Annotated in this window: 24 protein-coding genes; 6 read left to right on the plus strand and 18 right to left on the minus strand. The window is 71.9% G+C overall.

Translation table 11 applies throughout. From position 1 onward, the window contains the following. Nucleotides 1-2: 2 nt before the first annotated feature. The 7 genes from OG241_RS42345 to OG241_RS42375 all read right to left on the minus strand — a co-directional run bounded on the left by OG241_RS42345 (nucleotide 3) and on the right by OG241_RS42375 (nucleotide 7,638). On the minus strand, nucleotides 3-1,658 hold the full coding sequence (locus tag OG241_RS42345) for an alpha/beta hydrolase (protein WP_405823331.1): 1,656 nt from the start codon (nucleotides 1,656-1,658) through the stop codon (nucleotides 3-5). Nucleotides 1,659-1,802: 144 nt separating this feature from the next. Then, entirely contained in the window at nucleotides 1,803-2,618 is an 816-nt protein-coding gene (locus tag OG241_RS42350) for a TIGR04222 domain-containing membrane protein (RefSeq protein WP_405823333.1), read from the minus strand. A gap of 42 nt (nucleotides 2,619-2,660) precedes the next feature. Next, a complete protein-coding gene (locus tag OG241_RS42355; RefSeq protein WP_405823335.1) occupies nucleotides 2,661-3,467 on the minus strand; it encodes a DUF4142 domain-containing protein in 807 nt (268 codons plus the stop codon). A gap of 320 nt (nucleotides 3,468-3,787) precedes the next feature. Continuing rightward, complete coding sequence (locus tag OG241_RS42360) at nucleotides 3,788-5,152, minus strand: DUF692 domain-containing protein (protein ID WP_405823337.1); 1,365 nt, start codon at nucleotides 5,150-5,152, stop codon at nucleotides 3,788-3,790. Nucleotides 5,153-5,269: 117 nt separating this feature from the next. Beyond that, on the minus strand, nucleotides 5,270-6,067 hold the full coding sequence (locus OG241_RS42365; RefSeq protein WP_405823339.1) for a DUF4142 domain-containing protein: 798 nt from the start codon (nucleotides 6,065-6,067) through the stop codon (nucleotides 5,270-5,272). Nucleotides 6,068-6,200: 133 nt separating this feature from the next. Further along, nucleotides 6,201-6,812: a DUF4142 domain-containing protein gene (locus OG241_RS42370; RefSeq protein ID WP_405823341.1), complete on the minus strand. Its 612-nt coding sequence runs from the start codon at nucleotides 6,810-6,812 to the stop codon at nucleotides 6,201-6,203. 85 nt (nucleotides 6,813-6,897) lie between these two features. Further along, entirely contained in the window at nucleotides 6,898-7,638 is a 741-nt protein-coding gene (locus OG241_RS42375; RefSeq protein ID WP_405823342.1) for a peptidyl-tRNA hydrolase, read from the minus strand. A 57-nt stretch (nucleotides 7,639-7,695) separates the two neighbouring features. On the opposite strand from OG241_RS42375, the gene OG241_RS42380 reads away from it, so the two are divergent. Together OG241_RS42380 and OG241_RS42385 are read left to right on the plus strand one after the other, a co-directional pair. Continuing rightward, a complete protein-coding gene (locus OG241_RS42380; RefSeq protein ID WP_405823344.1) occupies nucleotides 7,696-8,619 on the plus strand; it encodes an ATP-binding cassette domain-containing protein in 924 nt (307 codons plus the stop codon). Then, nucleotides 8,616-9,287: an ABC transporter gene (locus OG241_RS42385; RefSeq protein ID WP_405823346.1), complete on the plus strand. Its 672-nt coding sequence runs from the start codon at nucleotides 8,616-8,618 to the stop codon at nucleotides 9,285-9,287. The genes OG241_RS42380 and OG241_RS42385 overlap by 4 nt, the downstream gene beginning before the upstream one ends. On the opposite strand, the gene OG241_RS42390 is transcribed toward OG241_RS42385, so the two are convergent. The 9 genes from OG241_RS42390 to zapE form a co-directional block, all read right to left on the minus strand. Continuing rightward, on the minus strand, nucleotides 9,279-9,434 hold the full coding sequence (locus OG241_RS42390) for a hypothetical protein (RefSeq protein ID WP_405823348.1): 156 nt from the start codon (nucleotides 9,432-9,434) through the stop codon (nucleotides 9,279-9,281). The genes OG241_RS42385 and OG241_RS42390 overlap by 9 nt on opposite strands. A 23-nt stretch (nucleotides 9,435-9,457) precedes the next feature. Continuing rightward, nucleotides 9,458-10,345: a PPK2 family polyphosphate kinase gene (locus tag OG241_RS42395; RefSeq protein ID WP_405823350.1), complete on the minus strand. Its 888-nt coding sequence runs from the start codon at nucleotides 10,343-10,345 to the stop codon at nucleotides 9,458-9,460. Between the two features lie 67 nt (nucleotides 10,346-10,412). Then, nucleotides 10,413-11,825: a serine/threonine-protein kinase gene (locus OG241_RS42400; RefSeq protein WP_405823352.1), complete on the minus strand. Its 1,413-nt coding sequence runs from the start codon at nucleotides 11,823-11,825 to the stop codon at nucleotides 10,413-10,415. Nucleotides 11,826-11,875: 50 nt separating this feature from the next. Continuing rightward, nucleotides 11,876-13,297, minus strand: a complete 1,422-nt coding sequence (locus OG241_RS42405; RefSeq protein WP_405826736.1) for an alkaline phosphatase PhoX — start codon at nucleotides 13,295-13,297, stop codon at nucleotides 11,876-11,878. A gap of 106 nt (nucleotides 13,298-13,403) precedes the next feature. Next, a complete protein-coding gene (locus tag OG241_RS42410; protein ID WP_405823354.1) occupies nucleotides 13,404-14,195 on the minus strand; it encodes a slipin family protein in 792 nt (263 codons plus the stop codon). Between the two features lie 140 nt (nucleotides 14,196-14,335). Further along, nucleotides 14,336-15,814 carry a SulP family inorganic anion transporter gene (locus tag OG241_RS42415; protein WP_405823356.1) on the minus strand — a complete coding sequence of 493 codons (1,479 nt, stop codon included), beginning with the start codon at nucleotides 15,812-15,814 and terminating at the stop codon, nucleotides 14,336-14,338. A gap of 8 nt (nucleotides 15,815-15,822) precedes the next feature. Then, on the minus strand, nucleotides 15,823-16,413 hold the full coding sequence (locus OG241_RS42420) for a carbonic anhydrase (protein WP_405823358.1): 591 nt from the start codon (nucleotides 16,411-16,413) through the stop codon (nucleotides 15,823-15,825). Nucleotides 16,414-16,503: 90 nt separating this feature from the next. Next, entirely contained in the window at nucleotides 16,504-16,902 is a 399-nt protein-coding gene (locus OG241_RS42425; RefSeq protein ID WP_405823360.1) for a hypothetical protein, read from the minus strand. Between the two features lie 218 nt (nucleotides 16,903-17,120). After that, nucleotides 17,121-18,227: a cell division protein ZapE gene (zapE, locus tag OG241_RS42430; protein WP_405823361.1), complete on the minus strand. Its 1,107-nt coding sequence runs from the start codon at nucleotides 18,225-18,227 to the stop codon at nucleotides 17,121-17,123. A gap of 226 nt (nucleotides 18,228-18,453) precedes the next feature. On the opposite strand from zapE, the gene OG241_RS42435 reads away from it, so the two are divergent. From OG241_RS42435 to msrB, 4 genes are all read left to right on the plus strand, one after another. After that, nucleotides 18,454-19,290 carry a pyrimidine reductase family protein gene (locus OG241_RS42435; RefSeq protein ID WP_405823363.1) on the plus strand — a complete coding sequence of 279 codons (837 nt, stop codon included), beginning with the start codon at nucleotides 18,454-18,456 and terminating at the stop codon, nucleotides 19,288-19,290. A gap of 156 nt (nucleotides 19,291-19,446) precedes the next feature. Beyond that, nucleotides 19,447-19,920, plus strand: coding sequence for an indole-3-glycerol phosphate synthase (locus OG241_RS42440; protein WP_405823365.1), 474 nt, complete (start codon nucleotides 19,447-19,449; stop codon nucleotides 19,918-19,920). A gap of 90 nt (nucleotides 19,921-20,010) precedes the next feature. Then, the gene (murC, locus tag OG241_RS42445) at nucleotides 20,011-21,399 is read left to right on the plus strand and encodes a UDP-N-acetylmuramate--L-alanine ligase (RefSeq protein WP_405823367.1); all 1,389 of its coding nucleotides are present in this window, start codon (nucleotides 20,011-20,013) and stop codon (nucleotides 21,397-21,399) included. A gap of 57 nt (nucleotides 21,400-21,456) precedes the next feature. Further along, complete coding sequence (msrB, locus tag OG241_RS42450) at nucleotides 21,457-21,864, plus strand: peptide-methionine (R)-S-oxide reductase MsrB (RefSeq protein ID WP_405823369.1); 408 nt, start codon at nucleotides 21,457-21,459, stop codon at nucleotides 21,862-21,864. A gap of 67 nt (nucleotides 21,865-21,931) precedes the next feature. Here the strand turns inward: msrB and OG241_RS42455 are convergent, their stop codons facing one another. Together OG241_RS42455 and OG241_RS42460 are read right to left on the minus strand one after the other, a co-directional pair. After that, the gene (locus OG241_RS42455; RefSeq protein ID WP_405823370.1) at nucleotides 21,932-22,336 is read right to left on the minus strand and encodes a hypothetical protein; all 405 of its coding nucleotides are present in this window, start codon (nucleotides 22,334-22,336) and stop codon (nucleotides 21,932-21,934) included. Nucleotides 22,337-22,478: 142 nt separating this feature from the next. Continuing rightward, nucleotides 22,479-24,623, minus strand: coding sequence for a beta-galactosidase (locus OG241_RS42460; protein WP_405823372.1), 2,145 nt, complete (start codon nucleotides 24,621-24,623; stop codon nucleotides 22,479-22,481). Between the last annotated feature and the right edge of the window lie 2 nt (nucleotides 24,624-24,625).

The raw sequence follows: 24,625 nt of genomic DNA on the forward strand, positions 1-24,625 counted from the left end.
CTTCACGCGCCCCGGGCGGCCTTTCCTCCGTGTCCTTCGTGCACGCGATGGGAACGGTCGACCCGGGCCGCGGGCCGCGGCTCCGGATGCGGGGCGCACTCCGCGCTCCGGCCCGGCAGACGGCCCGCCAGCAGATAGGCGTCCAGGTAGTCGTTGACGCACTGGTTCGGGCCGCCCGCGATGCCGTGCGTCCCCGCGCCCCGCTCCGTCACCAGGGCCGAACCGGGCAGCCTGCGCCGCAGTTCGAGGGCGCCCGCGTACGGCGTCGCCGCGTCCCGTTCGGCCGCAAGGATCAGCACCGGCGGCAGGTCGCCCGGCCCGGTCCGCACATCGAGGGGCGTCTGCCGGGGCGCCGGCCAGTAGGCGCACGGCAGGTTCATCCACACGTTGTCCCAGGTCTCGAACGGCGCCGTGCGCGCGAGCCGCGTGTTGTCCCGGTCCCAGACCTGCCAACTCGTCGGCCAGGACGCGTCGTTGCACTCGACGGCCGTGTAGACCGCGTTGCCGTTCTCCGCCTCGACGGCCGCCTCCGTGATCGGCGCCGCCTGGTCGATCAGCGGCTGCGGATCCCCCTTGAGGTAGGCGGACAGGGCGTGGGCGCGGTGCGGCCAGTAGTCGTCGTAGTACCCGGCCTGCAGGAACGCGCCCTGCAACTGCCCCGGCCCCACCTTCCCGCCGGCCGGCTCGGCGGCGAGTCGCGCAGCCGCCTTCTCGTAGCTCCGCAGCACCGCCTGAGGCGTGGCGCCCAGCCCGTACACGTCGTCGTGCCGGGCGGCCCAGGCCCGGAAGTCCGCCCAGCGGCTCTCGAACGCGGTCGACTGGTCGAGGTTGTTGCGGTACCAGATCTGGCCCGGGTCGGGGTTGACCACCGAGTCGAACACCATCCGGCGTACGTGCGAGGGGAACAGCGTCGCGTACAGCGCCCCGAAGTAGGTGCCGTACGAGGCGCCCATGAACGTCAGCCGGTCCTCGCCGAGCGCGGCCCGCAGGACGTCCAGGTCGCGGGCGTTGTTGAGGGAGTGGTAGTGGCGCAGCGCGTCACCCGACCGTTCGGCGCACCCGCGCGCGTACGCCTTCGCCTCGGCGACGCGCTCCCTCTTGTACGACTCCGAGGGATGCACCGGTGCCTGCGTGGGCCCCTTGAAGAAGCGCTTCGGGTCCTTGCAGGACAGCGGCGCCGACCGGGCCACCCCGCGCGGGGCGTACCCGACCAGGTCGTACGCGCCCGCGATGCGCTTCCACTCCGGGATGACCCCGATCATCGGGAAGAACATCCCGGAGGCGCCGGGGCCGCCCGGGTTGTAGACGAGGGCGCCCTGACGCTCCACCCTGTGCTCGGGATCGCGCGGGTTCTTGCCGGTCGCCTCCGTCCGGCTGACGGTGAGTTTGATCTGCTTGCCGTCGGGGTGCGCGTAGTCCAGCGGCACGGTGACGGTGCCGCAGCGCACGCTGTCCGGGAGTTCCTCCGCCGCCGGGCACTCGCCGAAGCGGATACCGGCCGCCTCGGCGCGCGCGGCGGCCAGCACGGAACCCCGGAACTCCGCCGACCCGGGGCCTCCCGGCCGGCCGGACAGGCCCGGGGCGCTGTCCGCCGGGGCGGCGGCCAGAGTGGTCAGCAGCAAGGACCCGGCAGCCGAGTAGAGGGCGGCAGCTCGCATCGCGTATCCCTTCGGTGGCAACAGAAGGGATGTTTCGGGCGGCGGTCGACGAAGGCAAGCACCGGCCGCCCGGTGTCGCCGCGAGCACTCCTGTGCGCCCCCCCGCACACCCCTGGGGCGCCGGGAGACAGTGCGGCAGCCGGGTCAGCGCAGCCGTTCGCGCAGGATGTCCTGGGGCTCCCGGTGCGCGAAGGCGGCGCGCAGATCGGGCTCGTCGACCGCGCGGACCCCGAGCACGGCGACCGAGGTGAGGTACGTGTGTTCGTCACCGGCGCCGTGCGGGGCGGTGGTCCTGGTCCGGCGGGTCAGTGCGGTGAGGAGGCGTTGCCCGGCCGGTGACGCCCAGCGCGAGTACGGGTGGACCTCGATCCGGGCGACGGCGAGGCAGCTCAGGGTGAGGACCAGAGGGAGCGCGAACCAGAGGGCGACCAGGTCGCGCGGCACGCTGCCCCGCCCCGGCAGCATCAGCGCGACCGCGCCCAGGGCTGCGACGGCCAGTGCCGCGGCCCGCACCTGACGGACGGCGAACGCGACTCCGCGCCGGGCGCCGTCGGGCACGGCCAGGCCCGCCGCGACGAGCCGGTCCGCGAGCCCCCGTACGGCCTCCGTGCCCGCCGCGGCCGTCCGTACCGGGGCGATGCGCGACTGTCCCTCCGGTCCGATCGCGCCGATCACCGACCGCTCCATCTCGTCCCGCCCGCTCGGATCCACGACGGTCGCCCAGCCGGTGTGGGCGAGCAGCAGCCGCCGTTGCCGGGCCATCGACACCAGCGTGAGATCGGCGACCCGCGCCGGTCCGCCGGACAGGAACGCGGCCTCGTACAGAGTCAGGTCACGCCCGCGTCCGCCGGGGCCCGCGTCCGGGTCGGCGGCAGCCGTGTGCATGGCGGCCAGACACAGCCGAACGCACGCCGTACCGGCGGCGATCCAGGCCAGCAGCAGGAGAAAGGACCAGAACATGCCGTTGTTCTATGCGAAGGGTGCCTGAAACGCCATGGGCTTTCAGGATATGGACGAGGTATGGCCGGTACGAGACGTAACCTCCCCGGCCTCCGGCGGCGGGCTCGTCGCCGGAGGCGGCAGCGGATAGGTCGCGACCGGCGAGGGCGTCACCGGCACGGCCGACCCGGGGGCGGACGTCGGGCCGGGCGGGGCCGGGGAGTAGGTGAGCGGCGGGGTGCTCGCGGCTGCCATTCCGTTCGCGAGGGCGTCGAAGTCGACGTACCCGGTGGCCTCCAGGACCTGGATGTGGTCGAGCACTGTCGTGTTCGCGTCGTCGGCGAGGGAGCGGACCAGGGAGTTGCGGGTGCTCGCGCGGACCTGCGCGACGACGGAGAACACCTTGCCGTGCGCCATCCGCAGCAGATTGGCGAACTCGCGGTCGAAGTCCTCGCCCTGGGCCGCGTCCATGGTCCTTAGCCATTCGCGCTGCTGAGCGCTCGGCTGGTCGGGCAGAGCGAGCCCCAGCCGTGACGCGACGTCCCGGACCCGCGCGTCGAGAAACGTGTGGCCATCGACCAGGTGCCGGCCCGCGATCCGTACGGCCTCGGTGGTGCCGCGAAACTGGGCCTGCTGACCGGCGGGCAGTTCCCACAGCCCCGCCAGCCGGACCTTGGTGAGGAAGTCGCGGTCGAGCGCCGACAGCGGACCGAACCGCGTCGACACGGTCTGCGCGTTGAGCACGTCCACGCCGGTACCGGCACGGTCGGTGTACGACCAGACCGGGAAGATCAGCGCTACGAGGGTCGCCGCCAGCCCCGCGACGATGAGCCCGGTGCCGCCGAGACCGGAACTTCGGTTGGATCGCATGGTGCCTTGCCTCCTGTCGCGGCACCGCACGCTAATGCGCTTCGGGCACGGAGTTGGCATCGTACTGCGACCCCTACGCCGACCGCCGTACGAGCGAAGACGGCTGCGGGGGGAGGTCGCGGACGCCTGATGACGGAGCGTCAGTCCAGTGCATATGGGAATAAACCGCCGCAAAATCGAGGGCGAAGTGCCACGTAATGGGCGGCCCTGTTAACCCCCGCACAGTTTGCGGGGGTTGAGGCGGAGGTGACCGCCCGGCGGCGGCAGGTGGGACGGCGTACGCGGGGGGAGTGACGTTCGTCGCTCGGTGCCCCCACGCGTCAGCGGCGCAGCAGTACGCGTCGGGTGGCCCGGGCCAGCCGGGCCGTGGGGCGCTGGGAGCGCGGGGCCGGGCCCGAGCGGTCGAGCCACCACTCGCGCAGCAGCCGCCGGCTCTCCGTGCTCCCGGGGATCTCGGGCTGCCCGCCCAGCAGCAGGTGCGCGGCGAAGTCCAGCGCGTCACGCCGGTAGCCGTCGGACATGGGGTGCCCGTGGGCGTACGCGAGGAAGGCGGGCCGGTACTCCGCCCCGAGGATCTCGGGCAGCTCCGGCGCGACCTTCGCCACGACATCGGCTCGCTTCGCCCCGAGCGCCCGCGACTGCACCCCGAGCCGCACCCGGTCGAACCCCTCCGGCACGGGCGTCCCCGCGACGAGCGCGGAGAGCAGCGCGGCCTGTGCGAGCCCGACGCGCTGGCGGGCGGCGGCGGAGTCGGGGAGGCCGTCGGCCACAGGCGCTTCCGCCGTCGTCGCTGTTGGCGTGGTCACGGAAGCGGTCCGGCGCGCGGCGGCCGACTCCGTCGGGGCGGCCCGCTTCAGGGTCCGCCGGATCGCGTCCAGCTCCCGCTCCAGCTCGCCCGGGTCGGGAAAGTTGTCGTCCCGCTCCAGCAGGACCCCGGGCGGCGCAACCCGGGAGGCGAGGTCGGCGAGGATGTCGAGAACGGCGTCCGGGACCGGGTGGGCGTGGCTGTCGTGCCAGACGCCGTCCCGTTCGAAGCCGCCCGCGACATGGACGTACGCGATGGCCTCGACGGGCAGTTCGGCCAGGGCCTTCGCCGGGTCCTCGGCCCGGTTGACGTGGTTCGTGTGCAGGTTGGCGACGTCGACGAGGAGACGTACGCCGGTCCGGTCCGCCAGCTCGTACAGGAACTGGCCCTCCGTCAGCTCGTCGTCGGGCCAGGCGATGAGCGCGGCGATGTTCTCGACCGCGAGGGGCACCGGCAGCGCGGCCTGCGCGATGCGGACGTTCTCGCACAGCACGTCGAGCGCGTCCCGGGTGCGGGGCACCGGCAGCAGGTGCCCGGCCTCCAGCAGCGGGGACGCGGTCAGTGGACCGCCCGCCCGGACGAACGCGATGTGCTCGGTGACCAGCGGCGAACCCAGCGCCCCGGCCCGCTCGGCGAGCGCCGTGAGCCGGTCCTCCGCGGGCCGGTCGGCGCCGCCGAGACCGAGGGAGACACCGTGCGGGACGACCGTCACGCCGCGCTCGCGCAGCCGCAGCAGCGACTCGGGCAGATGGCCGGGGCAGAGGTTCTCGGCCACGGCCTCGACCCAGTCGATGCCCGGCATGGCCTCCACGGCGTCCGCGATCTCCGGCCGCCACCCGATGCCCGTGCCCAGCCGCTCCAGCCGTCCCAGTCGCTTCATCGTGTGTCTCCTTCTCCGACCGTCCCGGCCGACGGATTGATGGCCCCCGTCGGCCGGGACGAACCCCTGAGGGGGGATCTTCAGAGCAACATTTGAGCTTTCGCCGCTCGGGCCGCGCTATCCGCCCTGGCCGACGGTGTTGGGGTCTTTCGCCTCCGGCCGGTTGGTGTTGACCACGCCCGGGGTCGTCGGTGACGGCTGCGACTTCACGGGGATGTTGCCCGGCGACTCGAGGGCGGGCGCGTTGGGCGGCACCACTCCGGCGACCGGCGGCGGCGGGCCGGTCGGGCTGGCGCTCGGCCCGGCGGCGCCCTCGGCGATGGTCTCGAAGTCGACCAGGCCGGTCTTCTCCAGGATCGTGATGTGGTCGAGCACCGTCTGGTTGGCGTCCGAGGCCAGCTGGCGCACGAGCGAGTTGCGGGTGTTGTTCCGTACTGTCGCGATGATCGGGAAGATCTTGCCGTGCGCGGTCCGCAGAAGGTTCGCCCAGACCTTGTCGTAGTCCGCGGCCGAGGCTGACGTCATCTGGTCCAGGAAGCCCTGCTGCTGGGCGTTCGGCTGGCTGGGCAGCGGGACGTTGAGCTGCGCGGAGATCGTCCGCGCCCGCTTGTCGAGGTCGTTGTGGCCCACGATCAGGTGGTTCGCCGCCTCCTTGACGGCGGCGTTGGTGGAACGCGTCATCGCCTGCTGCCCCGCGGGCAGCTCCCACAGTCCGGCGAGACGCACACGAACGATCAGGTCGCGGTCGAGGGGGGTCAGCGGCCCCCACTGCGTGTTCACCGTCTCTCCGGTGAGCGCGGCCGCCTTCGTGGCGTCATCGCGGTGGGGGTACGAGTAGACGACGGGGTACGCGAGCGCGCCGATCGTGCCTGCGATTGCCAGGCCGACAAGGATCGAGCCGTTCATGCGGGGCAAAGAAGCCTCCCGGGGAAACCCAACTGGTCGTTGGGGAGTGTCACTTGGCCAGTGAGGGAGATACGTGGGACGTATCGGGAAGTTCGGGCTGGCGGGCCGGGGTCAAGGCCTGGACCCGCGTTGCCGACACGTGTCAGATCGTGCCGTTGGCGATGCCGTCGAAGTCGACCTGGCCGGTCTTCTCCAGCATCGTGATGTGGTCGAGCACGGTCTGGTTGGTGTCCGTGGCCAGCTGACGCACCAGCGTGTTGCGGGTGTTGTTCCGTACCGTCCCGATGGCCGGGAAGATCTTGCCGTGCGCGGACCGCAGGAGGTTCGCCCAGGTCCGGTCGAAGGCCACCCCGTCCTGAGCCGCGTCCATCTGCGCCAGGAAGCCCTGCTGCTGGGCGTTCGGCTGGTTGGGCAGTTCGACGCCGAGCTGCTGGGCGACGGTCCGCACCCGCTCGTCGAGGTCGGTGTGACCCACGATCAGGTGGTCCGCCGCCTCCCTGACAGCGGCGCTCTTGGAGCGCGCCATCGCCTTCTCCGCAGCGGGCCCCTCCCACAGTCCCGCCAGCCGCACACGCACGATCAGGTCGCGGTCGGAGGCGGTCAGCGGACCCCATTGCGTGTTCACCGTGCCGGAGGCAACATTGGCGACTCCGGTGCCGGAGCGGTCGGCGTACGACCACACAGGGAACGAGAGCGCGGCAATCGTCGTGGTCAGGGCCGCGATGACGAGGGCCGAGTGGTTAAAGCGCGGCAAGGGAGCCTCCCGGGGAAACCAACTGGTCGTTGGGCAGGTGTTACGTGGCCAGCGACAGAAGGTACGGGCGGCGACCCGGGGATGTTCAACGAAGATGTTTGAACCCTGTGCGGCCCAGGGGACGATGGTCCGCGACCACCGTCGCCGAGCCGGGCGCGATCTCCGTGAAACCGGCATCACGGACCAACGGGAGGTCGCCGGAGGTCAGTTCGCGCCACCGGTCCGGCTCCGCCGTGCGGACGGCGAGCGGGAAACCCGCGTCGCGCCAGGCCGCGCGGGCCTCGTCCGACAGTGCCCACCACGCCAGTTGGGCGCCGTGCCCCGTCTGGGCCATCGCCTTGCCCGCCGACATGTCCAGCTCCGGGTTCAGCCAGAGGACGGGCACCGCCGGGTCCGGGGGGAGCGGCGGCTCCGGATCGTCCAGGTCGGTGCCGGAGACCTGGAGCCGGGCCAGATCCTTGGGCCAGCCGTCCAGCGGCACGGGCGGGAAGACCCGTACCTCGGCCGACTTGCCGGTGACCGTGATGCCGGGCAGCGCCTCGGCCCGCCGCCACTCGGCACCCCGTGCCCGCCGCACGACCTTGCGGATCCGGGCGTCCTGCCAGTCCAGCATGGCCTGCGCCCACTCCCCGTCCCCGGCCGACCGCTCGTCGCCGAGGATCACGAGAACGGCCCGGGCGGCGGTCTCCAGCGCGTCCGTACGAGCGGGCGGGCCGGCCTTCTCGATCCGGGCGACGAGAGGGAGGACGAACTGGGGCGCCTCGTCGCGAGGCGAACGCTCGGACTGAAAAGGGCTGTCGCCGGGAACGGCCGGGTCATTGGTCACGTCCTTCAGTCTGCCAGGCGGAAGATCGGCTCTTGTGGGGGAGAGGAACGGGGACGCATGCGACACACGCTTCGGCTGGACGGTGTGGGCCGCCGCTACGGCATCCGCGGCCCCTGGGTCCTGCGCGGCGTGGACCTGGAACTGGCCCCCGGGACCCTCACCCGCGTCGACGGCGCCAACGGCACCGGCAAGTCCACCCTCCTGCGTGTGCTCGCCGGCATCGACGCCCCCACCGAGGGCAGGATCACGGGCCGCCCCCGCACCGCGTACGTCCCCGAACGGTTCCCCTCGGCGCTCCCCTTCACCGCGCACGGCTACCTCACCCATCTCGGCGCCGTTCACGGACTCTCCCGTACGGCCGCCGCCGACGCCGCCGACGAGTGGCTGGAGCGGCTCGGCGCCGCCGCGTACGCCCGCACGCCCATGGCGCAACTGTCGAAGGGCAGCAGCCAGAAGGTCGCCGTCGCGCAGGCCCTCCTCGCCGACCCGGAACTGCTCGTCCTCGACGAGGCGTGGACGGGCCTCGACGCCGCCGCCCGGGGCGAGTTGGAGCGGGTCGTCGCCGAACGCACCGCGTCCGGCGCCTCGGTGGTGTTCGTCGACCACGACCCGGGCCGCCTCGCGGGGGCGCCCGACGCGACGTACACCGTGATCGAGGGCGGCCTCAACCTCCGTACGGCACAAGCCGGTTCGGCGGAGAACCCCGGCCCGCACCTGGTCGTCGAGGCGCAGGGACCGCCGGGCGCACAACCCCCGGCCGAGGCGCTGCGCTGGGCGACGTCGAGCGCGGAGACGGGTGCGCCGGGCCGCCACCGGATCGGTGTGCCCGGGACCCACTCGGACGTCGTCCTGCGCGCCCTGCTCACGGCCCGCCCGCCCTGGCACGTGGTGAGCGTGGCACCGGAGACCGCCGACAGGACCACAACGCCCGCCGGCACCGACGTACCGGCACCGCTCGCCACCGACGAGAGCCGCCGATGACCGCCCTGCTGCGTTACCAGGCCGCCCTGCTCGTGCGCTCGCAGCGCTGGCTGCCGCCGTTCATCCTGTACGCGGTGTTCCTCGGCGTCGGCGTCCAGGGCGGGCAGCCGGTGCTGGACTCGCTCGGCTATGCCGCGGCGGCCGTCCTGCCGGTGGCCGCCTGGCTGGTGCGGATCTGCGCGGCCAACGAGCCGCCCGCCGCCCGCGCCGCCGTGGCCGCGGCCGTCGGCCCCGGACGGGCGCATCTCGCCTGTCTCCTGGTGGCACTGGCCGCGTCGGCGGCCCTCGGCACCGCCGCGACCGTCCTGGTGACCCTGATCAGCGACCCGGCGAGCGCCGATCACCAGGTCCGGGTGGAGCTGCTCCCTGCCGGTGCGGCCGGGCTGCTCGCCGCCCTGGCGTGCGCCCTGCTCGGCACGGCCGTCGGCGCGCTCACGACCTGGCCGCTGCTGCGCTCGCCCGGCCGGGCGGTGCCGGCGATGATGCTCGGCGCGCTGCTGACGATGGTGGTGACCGGCTCCCCGGCCAAGGCGGCGATCACGTCCCTGGTGACCGGCTCGCGCTCGGGCACGATCCCCGTCCCCCTGCTGCCGCTGGCCGCGGCGGCCCTGCTCACGGCGACGGCGACCGCCGTGGCCTGTGCGCTCACCTCACGTCGCTCACCCTGAGCAGGCCGACCGCTGCGCCTCCTGCCATTCGCACACCGGGCAGAGCGTGATGCCCTTCCGTGCCCTCGGGTACTCGGTCGGCTCCCGGCACAGCACACACTCCGCGTACGGCGGCCCGCCGGGGTCGCCCTCGTGTTCGTCACCCATGGCACCAGCGTAAGCCGGTCACGCTAGGTGGCGAGCAGGCGCTGTCTGGCCTCCGCCGCATCGAAGTCCGCCTTCGGGTACTGCGGGTCCAGTGCCTCCAGATGCTCCAGCAGCAACCGGCTGATCGCCCAGTTGCGGTACCACTTGCGGTCCGCCGGGATCAGGTACCAGGGCGCGTCGGCCGAACACCGCTCCAGGGCGATCTCGTACGCCTCCTGGTAGGCAGGCCACAGCGCGCGCTCCTCGATGTCGCCGACGTTGAACTTCCAGTGCTTGTCGGGGTTGTCCAGACGTTCCAGCAGCCGTCGCCGTTGCTCGTCGTAGGAGATGTGCAGGAAGCACTTCACGACCGTCACGCCGTCTTCGGCGAGGGACTTCTCGAAGCCGTTGATCTGGCTGTAGCGGCTGGTGAGCTGGGCCCGGGAGGCGAGTTCGCGGACGCGGGCGATCAGGACGTCCTCGTAGTGCGAGCGGTCGAAGATGCCGATCTCGCCGGGCTGGGGAAGGGCCCTTTTGATGCGCCAGAGGAAGGAGTGGCCCAGTTCCTCGTGGGTGGGTGCCTTGAACGCCTTGATCCGGCAGCCGGACGGGTTGAACAGGCCGATGACGTGCTTGACGGTGCCGCCCTTGCCGCTGGTGTCCATGCCCTGCAGGACGAGCAGCAGCCGGCGACGGTCTCCGGCCGAGCCCGCCGCCCACAGCCGCTCCTGGAGGTCCGCGAGCCGTTCGCCCAGCAGGGCGGTGGCGGCGAGCCCGGCCGCCTTGCCGTCGGGCCCGCCCGGGGTGGCCCCGGCGTCGTACGCGCCGAGGTCCACGCGCTCCCCGCCCGGTACGCGCAGCAGCTCACCCAGCGTGCTCCTGGCGTCCTCCGCGTGCTTCCTGGGGTCCTGTTTCGAGCCCTTCTCGGCCATGGGGCACCTCTTCCGGTCCGGTCCCTCGATCCTGCGACGCGGGAGCGGGGCGCGCCAGCGGTCGGGCCTAGCCGCGTGTGCAGCGCCCCGTGGGCCTGTCGGCGGGCGGGCGGCACAGGTCGGCGAAGTCGGCGACGCTGGTGCTCAGGTAACGGCCCACACAGGTGTCCGGGGTCGTCAGGCCGCGTTCGCCGCAGAAGGACAGCGCGGCCCGGCCGTCGGTGAACGGGCCGGGTGCGTAGATCACCCAGTAGCCCGGCCGCAGGGAGGCGTACGCGTCGCTGCGCACGAACACCGCCTCCGGCACCGACTCCCTGACCTTGGCGAGCTGTGCGTCCCGGGCGGCGGTCCCGGAGCCGACCGGCTCGGAGTGGAGCTGGGCGATCCAGCGGTCGCCCACGGCGGAAGGGGTGGCGGAGGGGGGAGGCGAAGTGCTCGTACCGGACGCCCCGTCCGACTCGTTCCCGTCGAGGAGGCGCGGGGCGAGAAAGACGGCGGCAGCGGCGACGGCGACCGCGAGCACGACGGACACGGCGATCCGCTTACGGCGGTACGGCGACCGCCCGAGACCCCGGCCGTCCTCGCGCCGGCCCGCGTCGCTCGCCAGGGGCACGCGCCCCGTAGGCACAGCCGGAGGCCCCGTCAGCGTCGGCTGCTCGGACCTCGCCGTTTCGCCCGTCGCCACCTGCCGCAGCATCTCCGCCAGCCGGCCCGCTTCGGGACGCGCCGCCGGGTCCCTGTCGAGCAGCGCTTCGAGTACGGGGGCCAGCGCGCCGGAGCGGGACGGCGGCGGGACCTCGGACTCCAGGACGGCGGCCAGCGTCGTGAGCGAGGTCTCGCGGCGCAGGGGGCTCACGCCCTCCACGCACACGTACAGCACGATTCCCAGGGACCACAGGTCGGCGGCCGGGTCGTCGGAGGGGCCCCGGATGCGTTCCGGGGCGATGTACTCGGGGGAGCCGATGAGCTCGCCGGTCATCGTCAGGGCCGTCGCGCCCTGGAGCGCGGCGATCCCGAAGTCGGTGAGGACCGCGCTGCCGTCCTCGCGCAGGAGGATGTTCGCCGGTTTCACGTCCCGGTGCTGGACACCCGCCGCGTGCGCCGCGCGCAGCGCGTCCAGCACCTGGCCGCCGATCCGCGCCGCCTCCACCGGCGTCAACGGGCCCGCTTCCAGGCGCTTGTCGAGCGAGACGCCGGGCACCAGCTCCATGACGATCCAGGGCTGCGGGTCGGCGTCGATGATCTGGTGGACCGTGACGACCTGGGGGTGGCTGAGCCGGGCGAGCGCCCGGGCCTCGCGCATCACCCGCTCCCGCACGATGTCGGACGTCGCCGGGTCGTGCATGACCCGTACCGCCTTCAGTGCGACCTCGCGGTGCAGCACGGCGTCGCGGGCCCGCCACACCGTGCCCATTCCGCCACTGCCGAGCCGCTCCAGCAGCTCGAACCTGCCGTCGACCACGTCCCCCGGTACGTTCATGGCGGACAGGTTAATGGCCTGCCCGCCATGTCCCGTTCAGGGGGCACCCGCTATCGCTTCCAGGGACCCCGCACCGCGAAGGTCGTCCCGGGCGTGTAGCAGTTGACGTACATCGTCCTGCCGTCGGGAGAGAAGGTGACGCCCGCGAACTCGCCCCACTCGGGGGCGGCTTCGGATCCAATGTTCTGGGCGTTGCGGGCCATCGCGTACACCTCGCCCCCGCGCGTCACGCCGTACACGTGCTGGGCGCCGTTCCCGTCCTCGCAGACCATCAGGCCGCCGCTCGGGGCGAGACAGATGTTGTCCGGTGACTCGCCGGGCAGCTGGACGTCCGTGTCCGGGCCGAAGACGATGACCAGGGTGAGGCGGCGCGCGGCCGGGTCGTAGCGCCAGATCTGGCCGAAGTGGGTGGCCGCGGAGCCGTCGCCCGCGTGGGCGAACGACGACACGAAGTACACGCACCGCCCGCCCCAGTAGCAGCCCTCCAGCTTCTGCGCGTGCGTGATGCCCTTCCGGCCGAAGTCCTGGAGCCGGACGGGGGTCTGGGCGGCCGACGGGTCCGGTACGTCCACCCACTCGACGCCGTCGAAGCAGGCACCCGGCTCCTGGATCGAGGAGAGATCGGGTACGCCCGGTACCCGCATCGCCTGGAGCCGGCCGCCCGCGCGCAGTGAACCCACCCCGCCCAGCGGCCTGTTGGGCAGAAAGCGGTAGAAGAGGCCGAAGGGTTTGAGGAAGGCGTCCTCGGTCTCGTAGACGATGCCGTTCCTCGGGTCGACGGCGATCGCCTCGTGCTGGAAGCGGCCCATCGCGGTGAGCGGGACGGCGCCGGTGCGGTGCGGGTCGGCCCCGTCGACCTCGAAGACGAAGCCGTGGTCCTTGGTGTAGCCGTTGGTACCGGCCTTGTCCTCGGTCTCCTCGCAGGTCAGCCAGGTACCCCAAGGGGTTGGCCCACCCGCGCAGTTGACGGCCGTACCGGCGATGGCGACCCGCTCGGCGAGGACGTCGCCGTCCCGGTCGAGGGTGAGCGACGTACAGCCGCCCTTGCCCGTCGGGTCGTAGGTGAGGCCCTTGACCGTCGGGACCGGAGCTTTGGCGGTGACGCGGTTCTCGTGGTTGCGGACCAGGTGCACGCGGCCGTGCCGGCCCGCGAAGGCCGCCATCCCGTCGTGGTTGGAGGGGACGAGGCCCTCACCGGAGCGCAGGGCGTCGCCCTCACGGGACAGGACCCGGTAGCGGAAACCTTTCGGCAGGTCGAGCAGGCGCTTCGGGTCGGGGATCAGGGGTCCGTAGCCGGAGTGCGCCGGCTCCTGGGCGGCGGCGGTACCGGCGAAGAGCTCGGAGAGGGCCCCGGTGAAGGCGATACCGGCCCCGAGGGCGCCGGTGCGGGCGAGAAGCTGGCGTCGGGAGGCGGGGGAGCCGTCAACTGCCTCGGTCGGAGCGTCTGTTGAGGGGCCGTCGAGTTCGGGCATGCCGAATGCGGACATGGGGGGCGACCTTCCTGCTGGCGGACAGGACTGTGACCTTGCTGTGTGTATCACGCCGTACGGGCCTCGGGAACCACGCGCGAAGCGCGCCTCATCCGGGTGACCCGCCTGGCGGTGGCTGCTGGGTCTGCGCCCGTTCGAGGAAGCGGAGCAGTTCCACCGGGAAGGGCAGGACGAGTGTCGAGTTCTTCTCGGCCGCGACCGCCACCACCGTCTGGAGCAGCCGGAGTTGGAGTGCGGCGGGCTGCTCGGACATCACCGCGGCGGCCTCCGCGAGCTTCTTCGACGCCTGCAGCTCGGCGTCCGCGTTGATGATGCGGGCCCGGCGTTCCCGGTCGGCCTCGGCCTGCCGGGCCATCGAGCGCTTCATCGTGTCCGGCAGGGACACGTCCTTGATCTCGACCCGGTCGATCTGTACGCCCCAGCCGATGGCCGGGCTGTCGATCATCAGCTCCAGCCCCTGGTTGAGCTTCTCCCGGTTGGAGAGGAGGTCGTCCAGGTCGCTCTTGCCGATGATCGAGCGCAGTGAGGTCTGCGCCATCTGGGAGACCGCGAACCGGTAGTCCTCGACCTGGATGATCGCGTTCGCCGCGTCGACGACCTTGAAGTAGACGACCGCGTCCACGCGCACGGTCACGTTGTCCCGGGTGATGCCCTCCTGGGCCGGGATCGGCAGGGTGACGATCTGCATGTTGACCTTGCGCAACCGGTCCACGAACGGGACCACCAGCGTGAAACCGGGCGGCCGTGTGTCTCCGGCGAGGCGGCCGAGCCGGAAGACGACGCCGCGTTCGTACTGCTTGACGACCCGGGCGGCGGCCCCGACGTAGACGAGCCCGGCGGTTGCGGCGGCGACGCCCGCGGCCAGCAGTTCCTCAAGCATGACGACGACCTCTCGCAGCCGTCCCGTATGTGCCGATCGGCACTCTTAACAAACGATATGCCCGGTGCGGGGCTCGGGTCGAGCCCCGCACCGGGCAACCACGTACTGGGAAGCCGGCACGCCGCGAGAAGCCGTGAAGGCTACAGCGACGGCGTCATCATCTTGACCGGCTCCGTGCCGACCGCGCTGTGCCGCTCCGCCCAGCTCTCCAGAGCCGTACGGCAGGCGTGGTCCAGGTGGTGCAGGCCCGACAGGTCCAGCTCTATCGGCCGGTCCTGGGGCAGCGCCTCCAGGTTGTCGAGGATCTTCGGCAACCGCAGGAAGGTCGCGTTGCCCGACAGATACGCCTGGACGGGCCCGGCGCCCTTGTCGATGACCTCCAGCTTGAGGTGCGAGGCCTCCCAGGCGGTCTTGCCCACGGACAGGGCGAGACCGATCAGTACGCCCTCGAACATGTTCACGGACACGATGGCCAGGGCGGTGACCACCAGGATCAGTGCCTCACCCCGGTGCTCGCGCCACAGCGAGACGATCCCGCGCAGCGGTATGAGCTTCCAGCCGGCGTGGACGAGTATCCCGGCCAGCGCGGGCAGCGGAATGAGCGCCAGCGCGCCGGGCAGCAGCGCCGCGAACAGCAGCAGCCATACGCCGTGCATGACCCGGGACGCCTTGGTCCGCGCCCCCGCCTGGACGTTCGCCGAGCTGCGCACGATCACCGCGGTCATCGGCAGCGCGCCCAGCAGCCCGCACACCGTGTTGCCGGCGCCCTGCGCCATCAGTTCCTTGTCGTACTGGGTGCGCGGACCGTCGTGCAGCCGGTCCACGGCGGCGGCGCTGAACAGGCTCTCGGCGGACGCGATCAGGGTGAACGCCACGACCGTGCCGAGCACGCTCAGACTGCCGAGCTCGCCGAAGGCGCCGAGCCCGGGCAGCTGGACGGCGTCCAGCAGGCCCTTCACCTCGACGGTCGCCACCGGCAGGCTGAACACAAGGGTGACGACGGTCGCCAGGACCACCGCGGCGAGCGCGCCGGGCACCGCCCGCACCTTCTTGGGCAGCCGCTGCCAGAGCACGATCACGGCGATCGTGCCCGCGCCGACCGCCAGCGAGGCCAGCGCGCCGGTGCTCCCCGCCGCCTTCACGGCCGCCTCGGGCAGCCCGGTGATCTTGTCCAGCCCGGCGGTCGGCGCCTTCAGCCCGGCCGCCGCGTACAGCTGCCCGGCGATGATCACGAGGCCGATTCCGGCCAGCATGCCCTCGACGACGGACACCGATATGGCCCGGAACCAGCGCCCCAGTTTCAGGGCGCCCATGGCGAGTTGCAGCAGCCCGGCGGCGAGCACGATCACCCCGAGCGCGGGCAGCCCGTGCTCCCGTACGGCCTCGAAGACCAGCACGGTGAGGCCGGCGGCGGGCCCGGACACCTGGAGGCTGCTGCCCGGCAGGAGTCCGGCGACGATGCCGCCCACGATGCCGGTGACCAGCCCGAGTTCGGCCGGCACACCCGAGGCGACGGCGACGCCCACGCACAGCGGCAGGGCGACCAGGAACACGACGAGCGAGGCGGCGAAGTCCTGCCGCAGATGAGGGACCTTGGCGGACACGGTACGTATGTTCATGGCGGCCCTCACAGCGCTTCGAACGCGTCGGTGGCGGCGCGGTGTTCGCGCACGGACCCGGTGTGGACCTCGTAGTACCAGCCGCGCAACCGCAGTTGGCCCTTGGCCAGGCGTTGTTCCACACAGGGGTAGGAGCGCAGTCGCAACAGCTGTGTCAGGACGTGGTTCTGGACGGCCGAGGCGACCGTCGGGTCGTCGGTGTCGGACGGGGCCGTGGCCCCGGGGTCGTCGGCCGCGTGCGCGAGCCAGTCGCGTACGGCGGGTACGGCGGTGAGGTCGTCGCCGCGTACCAGGGCGCCGACGGCGCCGCAGTGCGAGTGACCGCAGACCACGATGTCGCTGACGCCGAGGACCTCCACGGCGTACTCGATGGTGGCCGCCTCGCCGGTGGGGCGGGCAGAGGCGTACGGGGGGACGATGTTGCCCGCGGTGCGCAGCTCGAAGAGCTCACCAGGCCTGGCACCTGTGATCAGGGCCGGGACGACCCTGGAGTCGGAGCAGGTGATGAACAGGACCTGGGGGGACTGGCCTTCGGCGAGCTTCGCGAACTCCTCAGGGCGCTGACCGAAGGTGCGGGCGTTGTCGATGAGGGGCTGCATGTGGTGACTCCTCCTGGCGCGCCTCGACGGCGCGTCGGACGTACATGACAGTCGGACGTGCTGACAGTGGGTGGGGGGACGTCCCGGCTGTCAGCAGCGGAACACCTGGAGCGCCGCCGGGGTGTGCGCGGTCGACGATCTGGGTTCCTGATGGCGGGACGCGACACGTCTGTCCGGACCGGCCGGGGTCGCGCGGTCCACCGAGAGAAGCGGGCGTTCGGGCCCCTGGGGGCTCGTGTCGACGACGCGGTGCCGGTCGCGGATGCGCAGCGGCAGGCTCGGGTCGTGATGCCGGCCGCCATCACCGCAGGTGACGTACTCGTCGCGCTGGGACGCCGCCCTGGGTTTGTTTCTGGGCTCGGTCTTGGCCTCGGCGTGACGGGCCGTGTGCGCGGATGCGAAGGACGCCGTCGGAGCGAAGAGCTGGAGTGTCAGCAGGGCGGCGGCGAGGAGGGCGATCACGCTCCGGGCAGTACTACCTCGGAACATGTGCCCCCCTCCCGGCGTTCGGCAGTCTCTTGTACACGTCAACGGTTGGTCAACCGCGGGTCAAGAAACACGTTAACCCTGCGAAGTTGTTTGCTGGGTTAACTTAACGTTTCAGGCTGAAGAGAGCCTGAAAAGCAGGGGTGGGATGACGTGAACTGATCGTTGACCTGCGGAAGTTCATATGTTCCGCAGATCAGGGCCGCGCGCGCCTCGGGGTGTCACGAAGGCTCTACGAGGCCCTTGGCGTCGCGGGCCAGCGCGGTCAGGCGGGAGATCGCGCGGAAGTACTTCTTGCGGTAGCCGCCGTTCAGCATCTCCTCGCTGAACAACTGGTCGAAGGGCAGACCGGACGCGAGCACCGGCACCTCGCGGTCGTACAGCCGGTCGGCGAGCACGACGAGCCGCAGCGCCGTCGACTGGTCCGGAACCGGCCGCACGTCGGTGAGGCACACGGCCTTCAGGCCGTCCGTGAGGGCGCCGTACCGGCTGGGGTGCACCCGGGCGAGGTGGTCGAGGAGCTGCGGGAAGTCGTCGAGCGAGGCGCCCTGGGTGGCGTAGGCGGCCTTGGTCACCTGCTCCTCGGAGTAGGGCGCCGGGGCCCGGGGCAGCCCCCGGTGGCGGTAGTCCTCGCCGTCGATGCGCAGTGCGCGGAAGTGGGCGGACAGACCCTGGATCTCGCGCAGGAAGTCCGCCGACGCGAACCGCCCCTCACCGAGCTTGCCCGGCAGGGTGTTCGAGGTGGCGGCGAGCGCCACACCCGCGTCGACGAGCTTGCCGAGCAGGGTCGAGACGAGGACGGTGTCGCCCGGGTCGTCCAGTTCGAACTCGTCGATGCAGAGCAGCCGGTGGCCGGAGAGGGTCTGGACGGTCTTCTGGAAGCCGAGGGCGCCGACCAGGTTCGTCAGCTCCACGAAGGTGCCGAAGGCCTTGAGCGCGGGCTCCGCCGGGGTGGCGTGCCAGAGGGAGGCGAGGAGGTGGGTCTTGCCGACGCCGTAGCCGCCGTCCAGGTAGACGCCACGGGGACCGGCCGGCACCTTCGACGGCTTGACCTTCCCGAGCCCGAAGAACCCCCGTTTGCCGCCCCCCACGGCGTGCGCCCCGCCGAGCCCGCCCGCGAAGCCGTCGAGGACCCGCACGGCCTCGGTCTGGCTCGGCTGGTTCGGGTCCGGGTCGTACGTCCCGAAGCGCACCGAGTCGAACCGGGGCGGCGGCACCATCTCGGCGACCAGCCGGTCCGCGGGGACATGCGGCTCACGGACGCACAGGGACAGCGGGGCCGCGTCGGCTATCGGACCGAAACCGGAGGCGGCGGGGGTGGTATGCACGGTTCACCATGTTAAGCCTGCCCGGTGGGCCCGGACCCGGGGGTGCACCGCCGTGCGGGTGGGCGGCTTGTGCCACGTACGACCGTGAGGCGGCGGACGGTCGCGACGCGCAACGCCGGCCGGCGACGGCAACGTCGCAGTTGGGCGCGCCGCACCCCGTGGCCCCTGCTCGGTCACCGGCCCGGCCCACCGGACAGGCACTGGGCCCCGTGCCAGACTGCCTGGCATGCGACGCCTGTTCCCTGTGACCGAAGAGACAGTGGCCGACGCCTCCGGAGGGGCCGTACGGGCGGGTGGTGCCGGAGATTCGCCCGGCGGCGGCAGGGCGGTCGACCGGGAGTGGAGCCTGGACGAGCTGGCCGCCGCCTACGCCTACCCCGAGCGGACGAACGAGCGCCGGGAAGCCTGGCTGCGCGCCAACATGGTGTCCACGCTCGACGGCGCCGCCCAGCACGACGGCCGCTCCCAGCCCATCTCCTCCGCCTCCGACATGCGGATCTTCGGCACCCTGAGGGCACTGGCGGACGTGGTCCTGGTCGGTGCGGAAACGGTACGCCAGGAGGGGTACCGCCCGGCACGTGCGCGTGCGGAGTTCGCGGCGGCCCGCGAGGCGGCCGGGCAGGCACAGGCAGCGGCGATCGCGATCGTCAGCGCGAGCCTGGAGCTGGACTACTCGCTCCCGCTGTTCACCTCACCATTGGTGCCCACCCTGATCCTCACGGGCGCGGCTGCCGCCCCCGACCGCGTCGCGGCCGCTGAGAAGGCGGGCGCCCGGGTGGTCGTCGCCGGCGACGGCATGGGCGTCGACCCGGCGCGTGCCGTGCAGGCCCTCGCCGACCTCGGTCACACCCGGCTGCTGGCCGAGGGCGGGCCGCGGCTGCTGGGGCAGTTGGTGGCGGCCGAGGTGCTCGACGAACTGTGCCTGACGATCTCCCCGATGCTCACCGTGGGGGACGCCCAGCGGATCTCGGGCGGGCCCGCGGTGCCGGTGCCCCGGCGCTTCGAACTGGTGTCCTTGTTGGAGGAGTCCGGCTTCCTGTTCAGCCGCTATCACCGCTCCTGACGCGCGGGGGCACGCTCGCCCCGACACGATCCGGAATCTCTCGTTCCGTTTGTCTATCGCTGGGCACACTAAATTTCGCAGTCCCCGTGCGATCACGGGGCAGGATGGTTTCAGCAGGGGCCTACGAACGGCCCACGGAGGAGAAGGGCGCCTGTCGTGTTCACAAGCGTTTTGATGATCGAGAAGGCCCTGACGTCCGCCGACGTGGAGTTCGTCACCACCTTGCACGGCGATGAGGACGTGGCCTTCCACGTGCTGCTCCAGCCCCGGGGCGACCAGGCCGACCGACTGCTGCGGGCCATCGACGACATCGCGCTGGGCGAGCTCGACGAGGCGGCGCACGAGCGGGAGACCCCCGAGGGCAAGGACGCGGCGGCGATGGGGGAGCAGGCGCTGGAGGTGTCGCTGGCGGCGCTGCGAGCCGCCGGTCACGAGGCGGAGGGGCGGATCGTCGAGGACCATCCGCTCGACGCGTTGCGGGGACTGGTCGACGAGATCGAGGCGGACGAGGTCATCGTGCTGACCGATCCGCACTACGTGGAGGAGTTCTTCCACCGGGACTGGGCCTCCCGGGCCCGGCACAAGGTGGGGGTGCCCGTGCTGAAGCTGTTCTCGCACAGCAAGGTGTGACCCTCGGGGAGATGCGGTCGCCCTCATTTCGGAGGCAATAGGCTGGCTCCTCGAACGTTCGCCGTACGTACCACGCACTGGGAGAGACACATGGCACCCGGCCTTCCTGCCGCCATGGACCGACCGCACTTCATCGGCATCGGAGGCGCCGGGATGTCGGGGATCGCGAAGATCCTCGCGCAGCGCGGTGCCGTGGTGGCCGGCAGCGACGCCAGGGAGTCCGAGACCGCGGCGGCGCTGCGGGCGCTGGGCGCCACCGTGCACATCGGGCACGCGGCCGGGCATCTCGCCGCCGACGCCACCTGTGTCGTGGTCTCCTCCGCGATCCGCGCGGACAACCCGGAGCTGGCGCGCGCGGCGGAGCTGGGGATCCCGGTGGTCCACCGGTCGGACGCGCTCGCCCGGCTCATGGACGGCCTGCGGCCCATCGCGGTCGCGGGCACCCACGGCAAGACGACCACGACGTCGATGCTCGCGGTGTCACTGAGCGAGCTGGGGCGCAGCCCCTCCTACGCGATCGGCGGCGACCTGGACGCCCCCGGCTCGAACGCCCTGCACGGCGACGGCGAGATCTTCGTGGCCGAGGCGGACGAATCGGACCGCAGCTTCCACAAGTACGCGCCCGAGGTCGCGATCGTCCTCAACGTCGAACTCGACCACCACGCCAACTACGCCTCCATGGACGAGATCTACGAGTCCTTCGAGACGTTCGCGGGCCGGATCGTGCCCGGCGGGACGCTGGTGATCTCCGCCGACCAGGAGGGCGCCCGCGAGCTGACGCGGCGCCTGCCGGACTCCGTGCGGGTGGTGACGTACGGGGAGGCGGCGGACGCGGACGTGCGGGTGCTGTCGGTCGTACCGCAGGGGCTGAAGAGCGAGGTGACCGTCGAGCTGGACGGCGCTCCGCTCACCTTCGCGGTGTCGGTTCCCGGCCGGCACTACGCCCTCAACGCGGTGGCGGCGCTGGCGGCGGGCGTCGCGCTGGGCGTGCCCGCGGGCGAGCTGGCCCCCGCCCTGGCGGCGTACACGGGCGTGAAGCGGCGCCTCCAACTGAAGGGCGAGGCGGCGGGCGTCCAGGTCATCGACTCGTACGCGCACCACCCGACCGAGATGACGGCGGACCTGGAGGCGATGCGGGCGGCGGTCGGTGAGGCGCGCATCCTGGTGGTCTTCCAGCCGCACCTCTTCTCCCGTACCCAGGAGCTGGGCAAGGAGATGGGGCAGGCGCTGGCGCTCGCGGACGCGTCGGTCGTCCTCGACATCTACCCGGCCCGCGAGGACCCGGTCCCCGGTGTGACGAGCGCGCTGATCATCGACGCCGCGCGGGCGGCGGGCGCCGATGTGACGGCCGTGTCCGACAAGGCCGAGGTGCCCGAGACGGTCGCGGGAATGGCGAAGCCCGGTGATCTCGTTCTCACCATGGGCGCGGGTGATGTGACGGACCTGGGCCCGCGGATCCTGGACCGCCTGGCACGGTGACGTCCACGGTTCCGCAGTGAATTTCGTGGTGACTTTCGCAGTAAGGGGCTGAGCTTCATGTCGTACGACGTCGAAAAGCCGGACGAGCAGTGGCGTGCGGAGCTGACGCCGGCCGAGTACGCGGTTCTGCGTCAGGCCGGCACGGAGCCCGCCTTCGTGGGTGAGTACACGGACACCAAGACGACGGGCGTCTACTCCTGCCGGGCCTGCGGGGCCGAACTGTTCACCTCGGACACGAAGTTCGAGTCGCACTGCGGCTGGCCGAGCTTCTTCGACCCGAAGGACACCGACGCGGTCGAGCTGCTGTCGGACCGGACCCACGGCATGGTGCGGACCGAGGTGCGGTGTGCTCGGTGCGGATCGCATCTCGGGCACGTGTTCGAGGGTGAGGGTTATCCGACCCCGACGGATCAGCGGTACTGCATCAACAGCATCTCGTTGCGGCTGGCGCCCGACGAGGGCTGAGTGCCGGGTGGTGAGAATCGCGTCTGGGGCCCTGCCGTCGTACGGCAGGGCCCCAGACGTGTTCTTCCTAGGACGTGCAGACGTCCTTCAGCCGGTCGGCGGCCGCGTCGATCCTGCTGGAGTCGGGGTTCGTGTCGCCGTTCAGGATCGACTTGTTGTAGTCGTCAATCGCCTTGTCCAGATCGTTGACCGCCTTGTCGACCTTGCTGTCGTCGGTCTCCTTGTTGATCTTGTCCAGGTTCTTGTCGATGGTGTCGATGGAGTCGTCGGTCTTCGACGGATCCTTCACCGCGTCCCAGCCGGCCTCGTGGATCGCCTTGATGCTGTCCGAGATCGTGTCGGCGTTGCCGAGGCAGTCCATGGAGTTGTCGAGGTCCTCGCAGCCGGTCAGTAGTCCGGCGGTCAGGGCGACGGCGGCGACGGCGGTGACGAGGGTGACGCTGCGACGGCCACGACGGCGGTTCGAGGGCATGGAAAGGGGTCCCTTCACTTCATGGGCTGACGAGGGCTTCGGTGCCTGATCTCTGCCGACCACGATCCCCGTGCCCGCCCGCCGCCACGAGGGACCGTTCTCCCGAATGCGTGGTGTAGCCCGCTACACCCTGCGCCCGCCGTCAGGCCTCCGTGCTGAACACCCGGACGTCCCAGGCGCCGAGCTCCAGCTCGGTGCCCACGGGGACCGGGCTGCCCTTCAGTACGTCCGTCAGGTCGGCCGGGGCCGTGACCCGTGCCGGCTCCCAGCTCCAGTTGTGGACGATGTGCACGCGCCGCCCGTCCTCGGCCGTACCGGTGGTCGCCGTGACCGAGGCCGGGAGGTCGCCCCAGACGCTGCGGGCGGTGGGAGTCAGCCAGGAGGCCAGCTCCCGGGCCAGGTCGCGGCCCGGCACCGTCCCGACGTACGTCACCTGTCCCGCGCCGTGACGGCGGGTGGTGACCGCCGGCCAGCGGCCGAAGTGCGGGTGGTCGTACGTCACCAGCGGCTCGGCGTCGGTCACGGTGAGACCGTCGGCCCAGTGCGACGCCGTCGCGGCCTCGGGGAGTCGGAGGGGACCGCCCGGCACGCCGCGCACCGGGATCTCCTGGGTCAGGTTGCTGTACTCGTCGTAGCTGACGCCCGCCGCGTCCACCAGGCGTCCGGGGGCGGGTTCGTGGCGGGCCCGGGCCTCGTGGTCGGCGTATGCCGTGCGCGGGCCGAGGACCAGGTGGCCGCCGGCGTGGGCGTACGCGGCGAACCAGTCGAGGGTCGTGTCGTCGACGACGTACAGCGCCGGGACGACCAGGACCGGGTGACGGCTCACCGCCTCCTCTGGGGTCAGGCCCTCTCGCTCGCCCCGAGGGTCGTGCAGCTGACGGGCGTGGACGATCCGGACCTGGCGGCCGGCGTCGAAGGCGCCCCGGTAGAACGGGTCGAAGATCCGGTGGTACGCGGCGCTGTCCGGGCCGCCGTCGCCCGTCGCGATCGGCGGGTACTTCTGCATCAGCCACTTGCTGGGCGTCGAGTAGACCATCGTGATGTCGGCGTCCGGTTCGAGACCGGCCACCAGCGAGCCCGCCGTGTCCAACTCGGCGCCGAGCCGGGCCAGTTCGGCGTACGTCCGGCCGGGTCGGCCGCTGTGCGGGAGGACACCGCCCCAGTACGTCTCGGCGCCGAAGTGCAGGGTGTGCCAGTGCCAGTACTCGATCATCCTGGCCCCGCGTCCGACCAGTGCCCAGGCGGCCTGGCGCCACTGGCCGTCGTAGGCGGGGCGGTTGTGCCACGGTTCGCCGATGGACGAGGCGTTCGTCTCGGTGACCAGGAACGGGGCCTGCTTGGACGAGAACATCCAGTCGGCGGTCTGGTAGAGGGCCCAGACGCCCGTGGTCTTCCAGTGCTGGGCGTACGCGTCCGGTGTGAGGTCGGGCAGCGCGAGGCCGTCCTGCATGGTGTAGTACGGGTTGCCCGACGCGATGTCGAGCGGCACGCTGAGTTCCTCGTCCTCCACCGCCCGACGGGTGTACGAGATACAGGTGGTGACGAACTGCTCGGGGCTCGCGTACTCGCGGACGATGCCGGCCTGCCAGCCGATGAACTCGGTGACCTGGCGGGCCTGGAACTCCCGCCAGGCGACGTCGTACTGGGGCTGGACGTTGCCGTCGGGGGTCCACAGGTCGGCCCAGGTGGACAGGCGGTGCGACCAGTAGACGAGGCCCCATTCGCGGTTCAGGGTCTCGATGTCCCCGTACTTCGCCCGGAGATGGTCGACGAAGCGCTCGAACACGCCCCGGTTGTGCAGGAGTTCGTTGCCGGGCTCGTTGTCGACCTGGAAGCCGATGACCGCCGGGTGGTCGGCGTACCGTGCGACGATCTTCCGGATCACCCGCTCGGCGTGGAACCGGAACGCGGGGTGCGTGAAGTCGACCTCCTGCCGGGCGCCCCAGCCGATCCGCTCCCCGGTGGCCCGCTCGCCGGTGATCTCCGGGTACTGGCGGGCCAGCCACGGTGGCACGGCGTAGGTCGGGGTGCCGAGGACCACGGCGATACCGCGCTCATGGGCGCCGTCGAGCACCGGCTCCAGCCAGTCGAGGTCGAAGCGGCCGTTTTCCGGCTCCCAGGTCGACCAGACCGACTCGCCGACCCGGATCACGGTGAAGCGGGCGTCGGCCATCAGGTCGAGGTCGGTCTTGAGCTGCTGGCCGGGACGGAAGTCGGGGCCGTGGGTGGGCTGGTACTCGTGGTAGTACGCGGCGCCGAAGAGGACGCGGGCGGGCAGAACCGCCATGA

The sequence above is a fragment of the Streptomyces sp. NBC_01390 genome (genome assembly GCF_045040105.1).
Lineage (GTDB): Bacteria > Actinomycetota > Actinomycetes > Streptomycetales > Streptomycetaceae > Streptomyces.

Coding starts and splice junctions, on each gene's coding strand:
- OG241_RS42355 (WP_405823335.1), bottom strand. CDS start 3,467: ATGCGATCCAACCGAAGTTCCGGTCTCGGCGGCACCGGGCTCATCGTC.
- OG241_RS42460 (WP_405823372.1), bottom strand. CDS start 24,623: ATGGCGGTTCTGCCCGCCCGCGTCCTCTTCGGCGCCGCGTACTACCAC.
- OG241_RS42435 (WP_405823363.1), top strand. CDS start 18,454: ATGCGACGCCTGTTCCCTGTGACCGAAGAGACAGTGGCCGACGCCTCC.
- OG241_RS42345 (WP_405823331.1), bottom strand. CDS start 1,658: ATGCGAGCTGCCGCCCTCTACTCGGCTGCCGGGTCCTTGCTGCTGACC.
- msrB (WP_405823369.1), top strand. CDS start 21,457: ATGTCGTACGACGTCGAAAAGCCGGACGAGCAGTGGCGTGCGGAGCTG.
- murC (WP_405823367.1), top strand. CDS start 20,011: ATGGCACCCGGCCTTCCTGCCGCCATGGACCGACCGCACTTCATCGGC.
- OG241_RS42405 (WP_405826736.1), bottom strand. CDS start 13,297: ATGCCCGAACTCGACGGCCCCTCAACAGACGCTCCGACCGAGGCAGTT.
- OG241_RS42400 (WP_405823352.1), bottom strand. CDS start 11,825: ATGAACGTACCGGGGGACGTGGTCGACGGCAGGTTCGAGCTGCTGGAG.
- OG241_RS42380 (WP_405823344.1), top strand. CDS start 7,696: ATGCGACACACGCTTCGGCTGGACGGTGTGGGCCGCCGCTACGGCATC.
- OG241_RS42420 (WP_405823358.1), bottom strand. CDS start 16,413: ATGCAGCCCCTCATCGACAACGCCCGCACCTTCGGTCAGCGCCCTGAG.
- OG241_RS42360 (WP_405823337.1), bottom strand. CDS start 5,152: ATGAAGCGACTGGGACGGCTGGAGCGGCTGGGCACGGGCATCGGGTGG.
- OG241_RS42395 (WP_405823350.1), bottom strand. CDS start 10,345: ATGGCCGAGAAGGGCTCGAAACAGGACCCCAGGAAGCACGCGGAGGAC.
- OG241_RS42455 (WP_405823370.1), bottom strand. CDS start 22,336: ATGCCCTCGAACCGCCGTCGTGGCCGTCGCAGCGTCACCCTCGTCACC.
- OG241_RS42425 (WP_405823360.1), bottom strand. CDS start 16,902: ATGTTCCGAGGTAGTACTGCCCGGAGCGTGATCGCCCTCCTCGCCGCC.
- OG241_RS42415 (WP_405823356.1), bottom strand. CDS start 15,814: ATGAACATACGTACCGTGTCCGCCAAGGTCCCTCATCTGCGGCAGGAC.
- OG241_RS42385 (WP_405823346.1), top strand. CDS start 8,616: ATGACCGCCCTGCTGCGTTACCAGGCCGCCCTGCTCGTGCGCTCGCAG.
- OG241_RS42350 (WP_405823333.1), bottom strand. CDS start 2,618: ATGTTCTGGTCCTTTCTCCTGCTGCTGGCCTGGATCGCCGCCGGTACG.
- OG241_RS42390 (WP_405823348.1), bottom strand. CDS start 9,434: ATGGGTGACGAACACGAGGGCGACCCCGGCGGGCCGCCGTACGCGGAG.
- OG241_RS42410 (WP_405823354.1), bottom strand. CDS start 14,195: ATGCTTGAGGAACTGCTGGCCGCGGGCGTCGCCGCCGCAACCGCCGGG.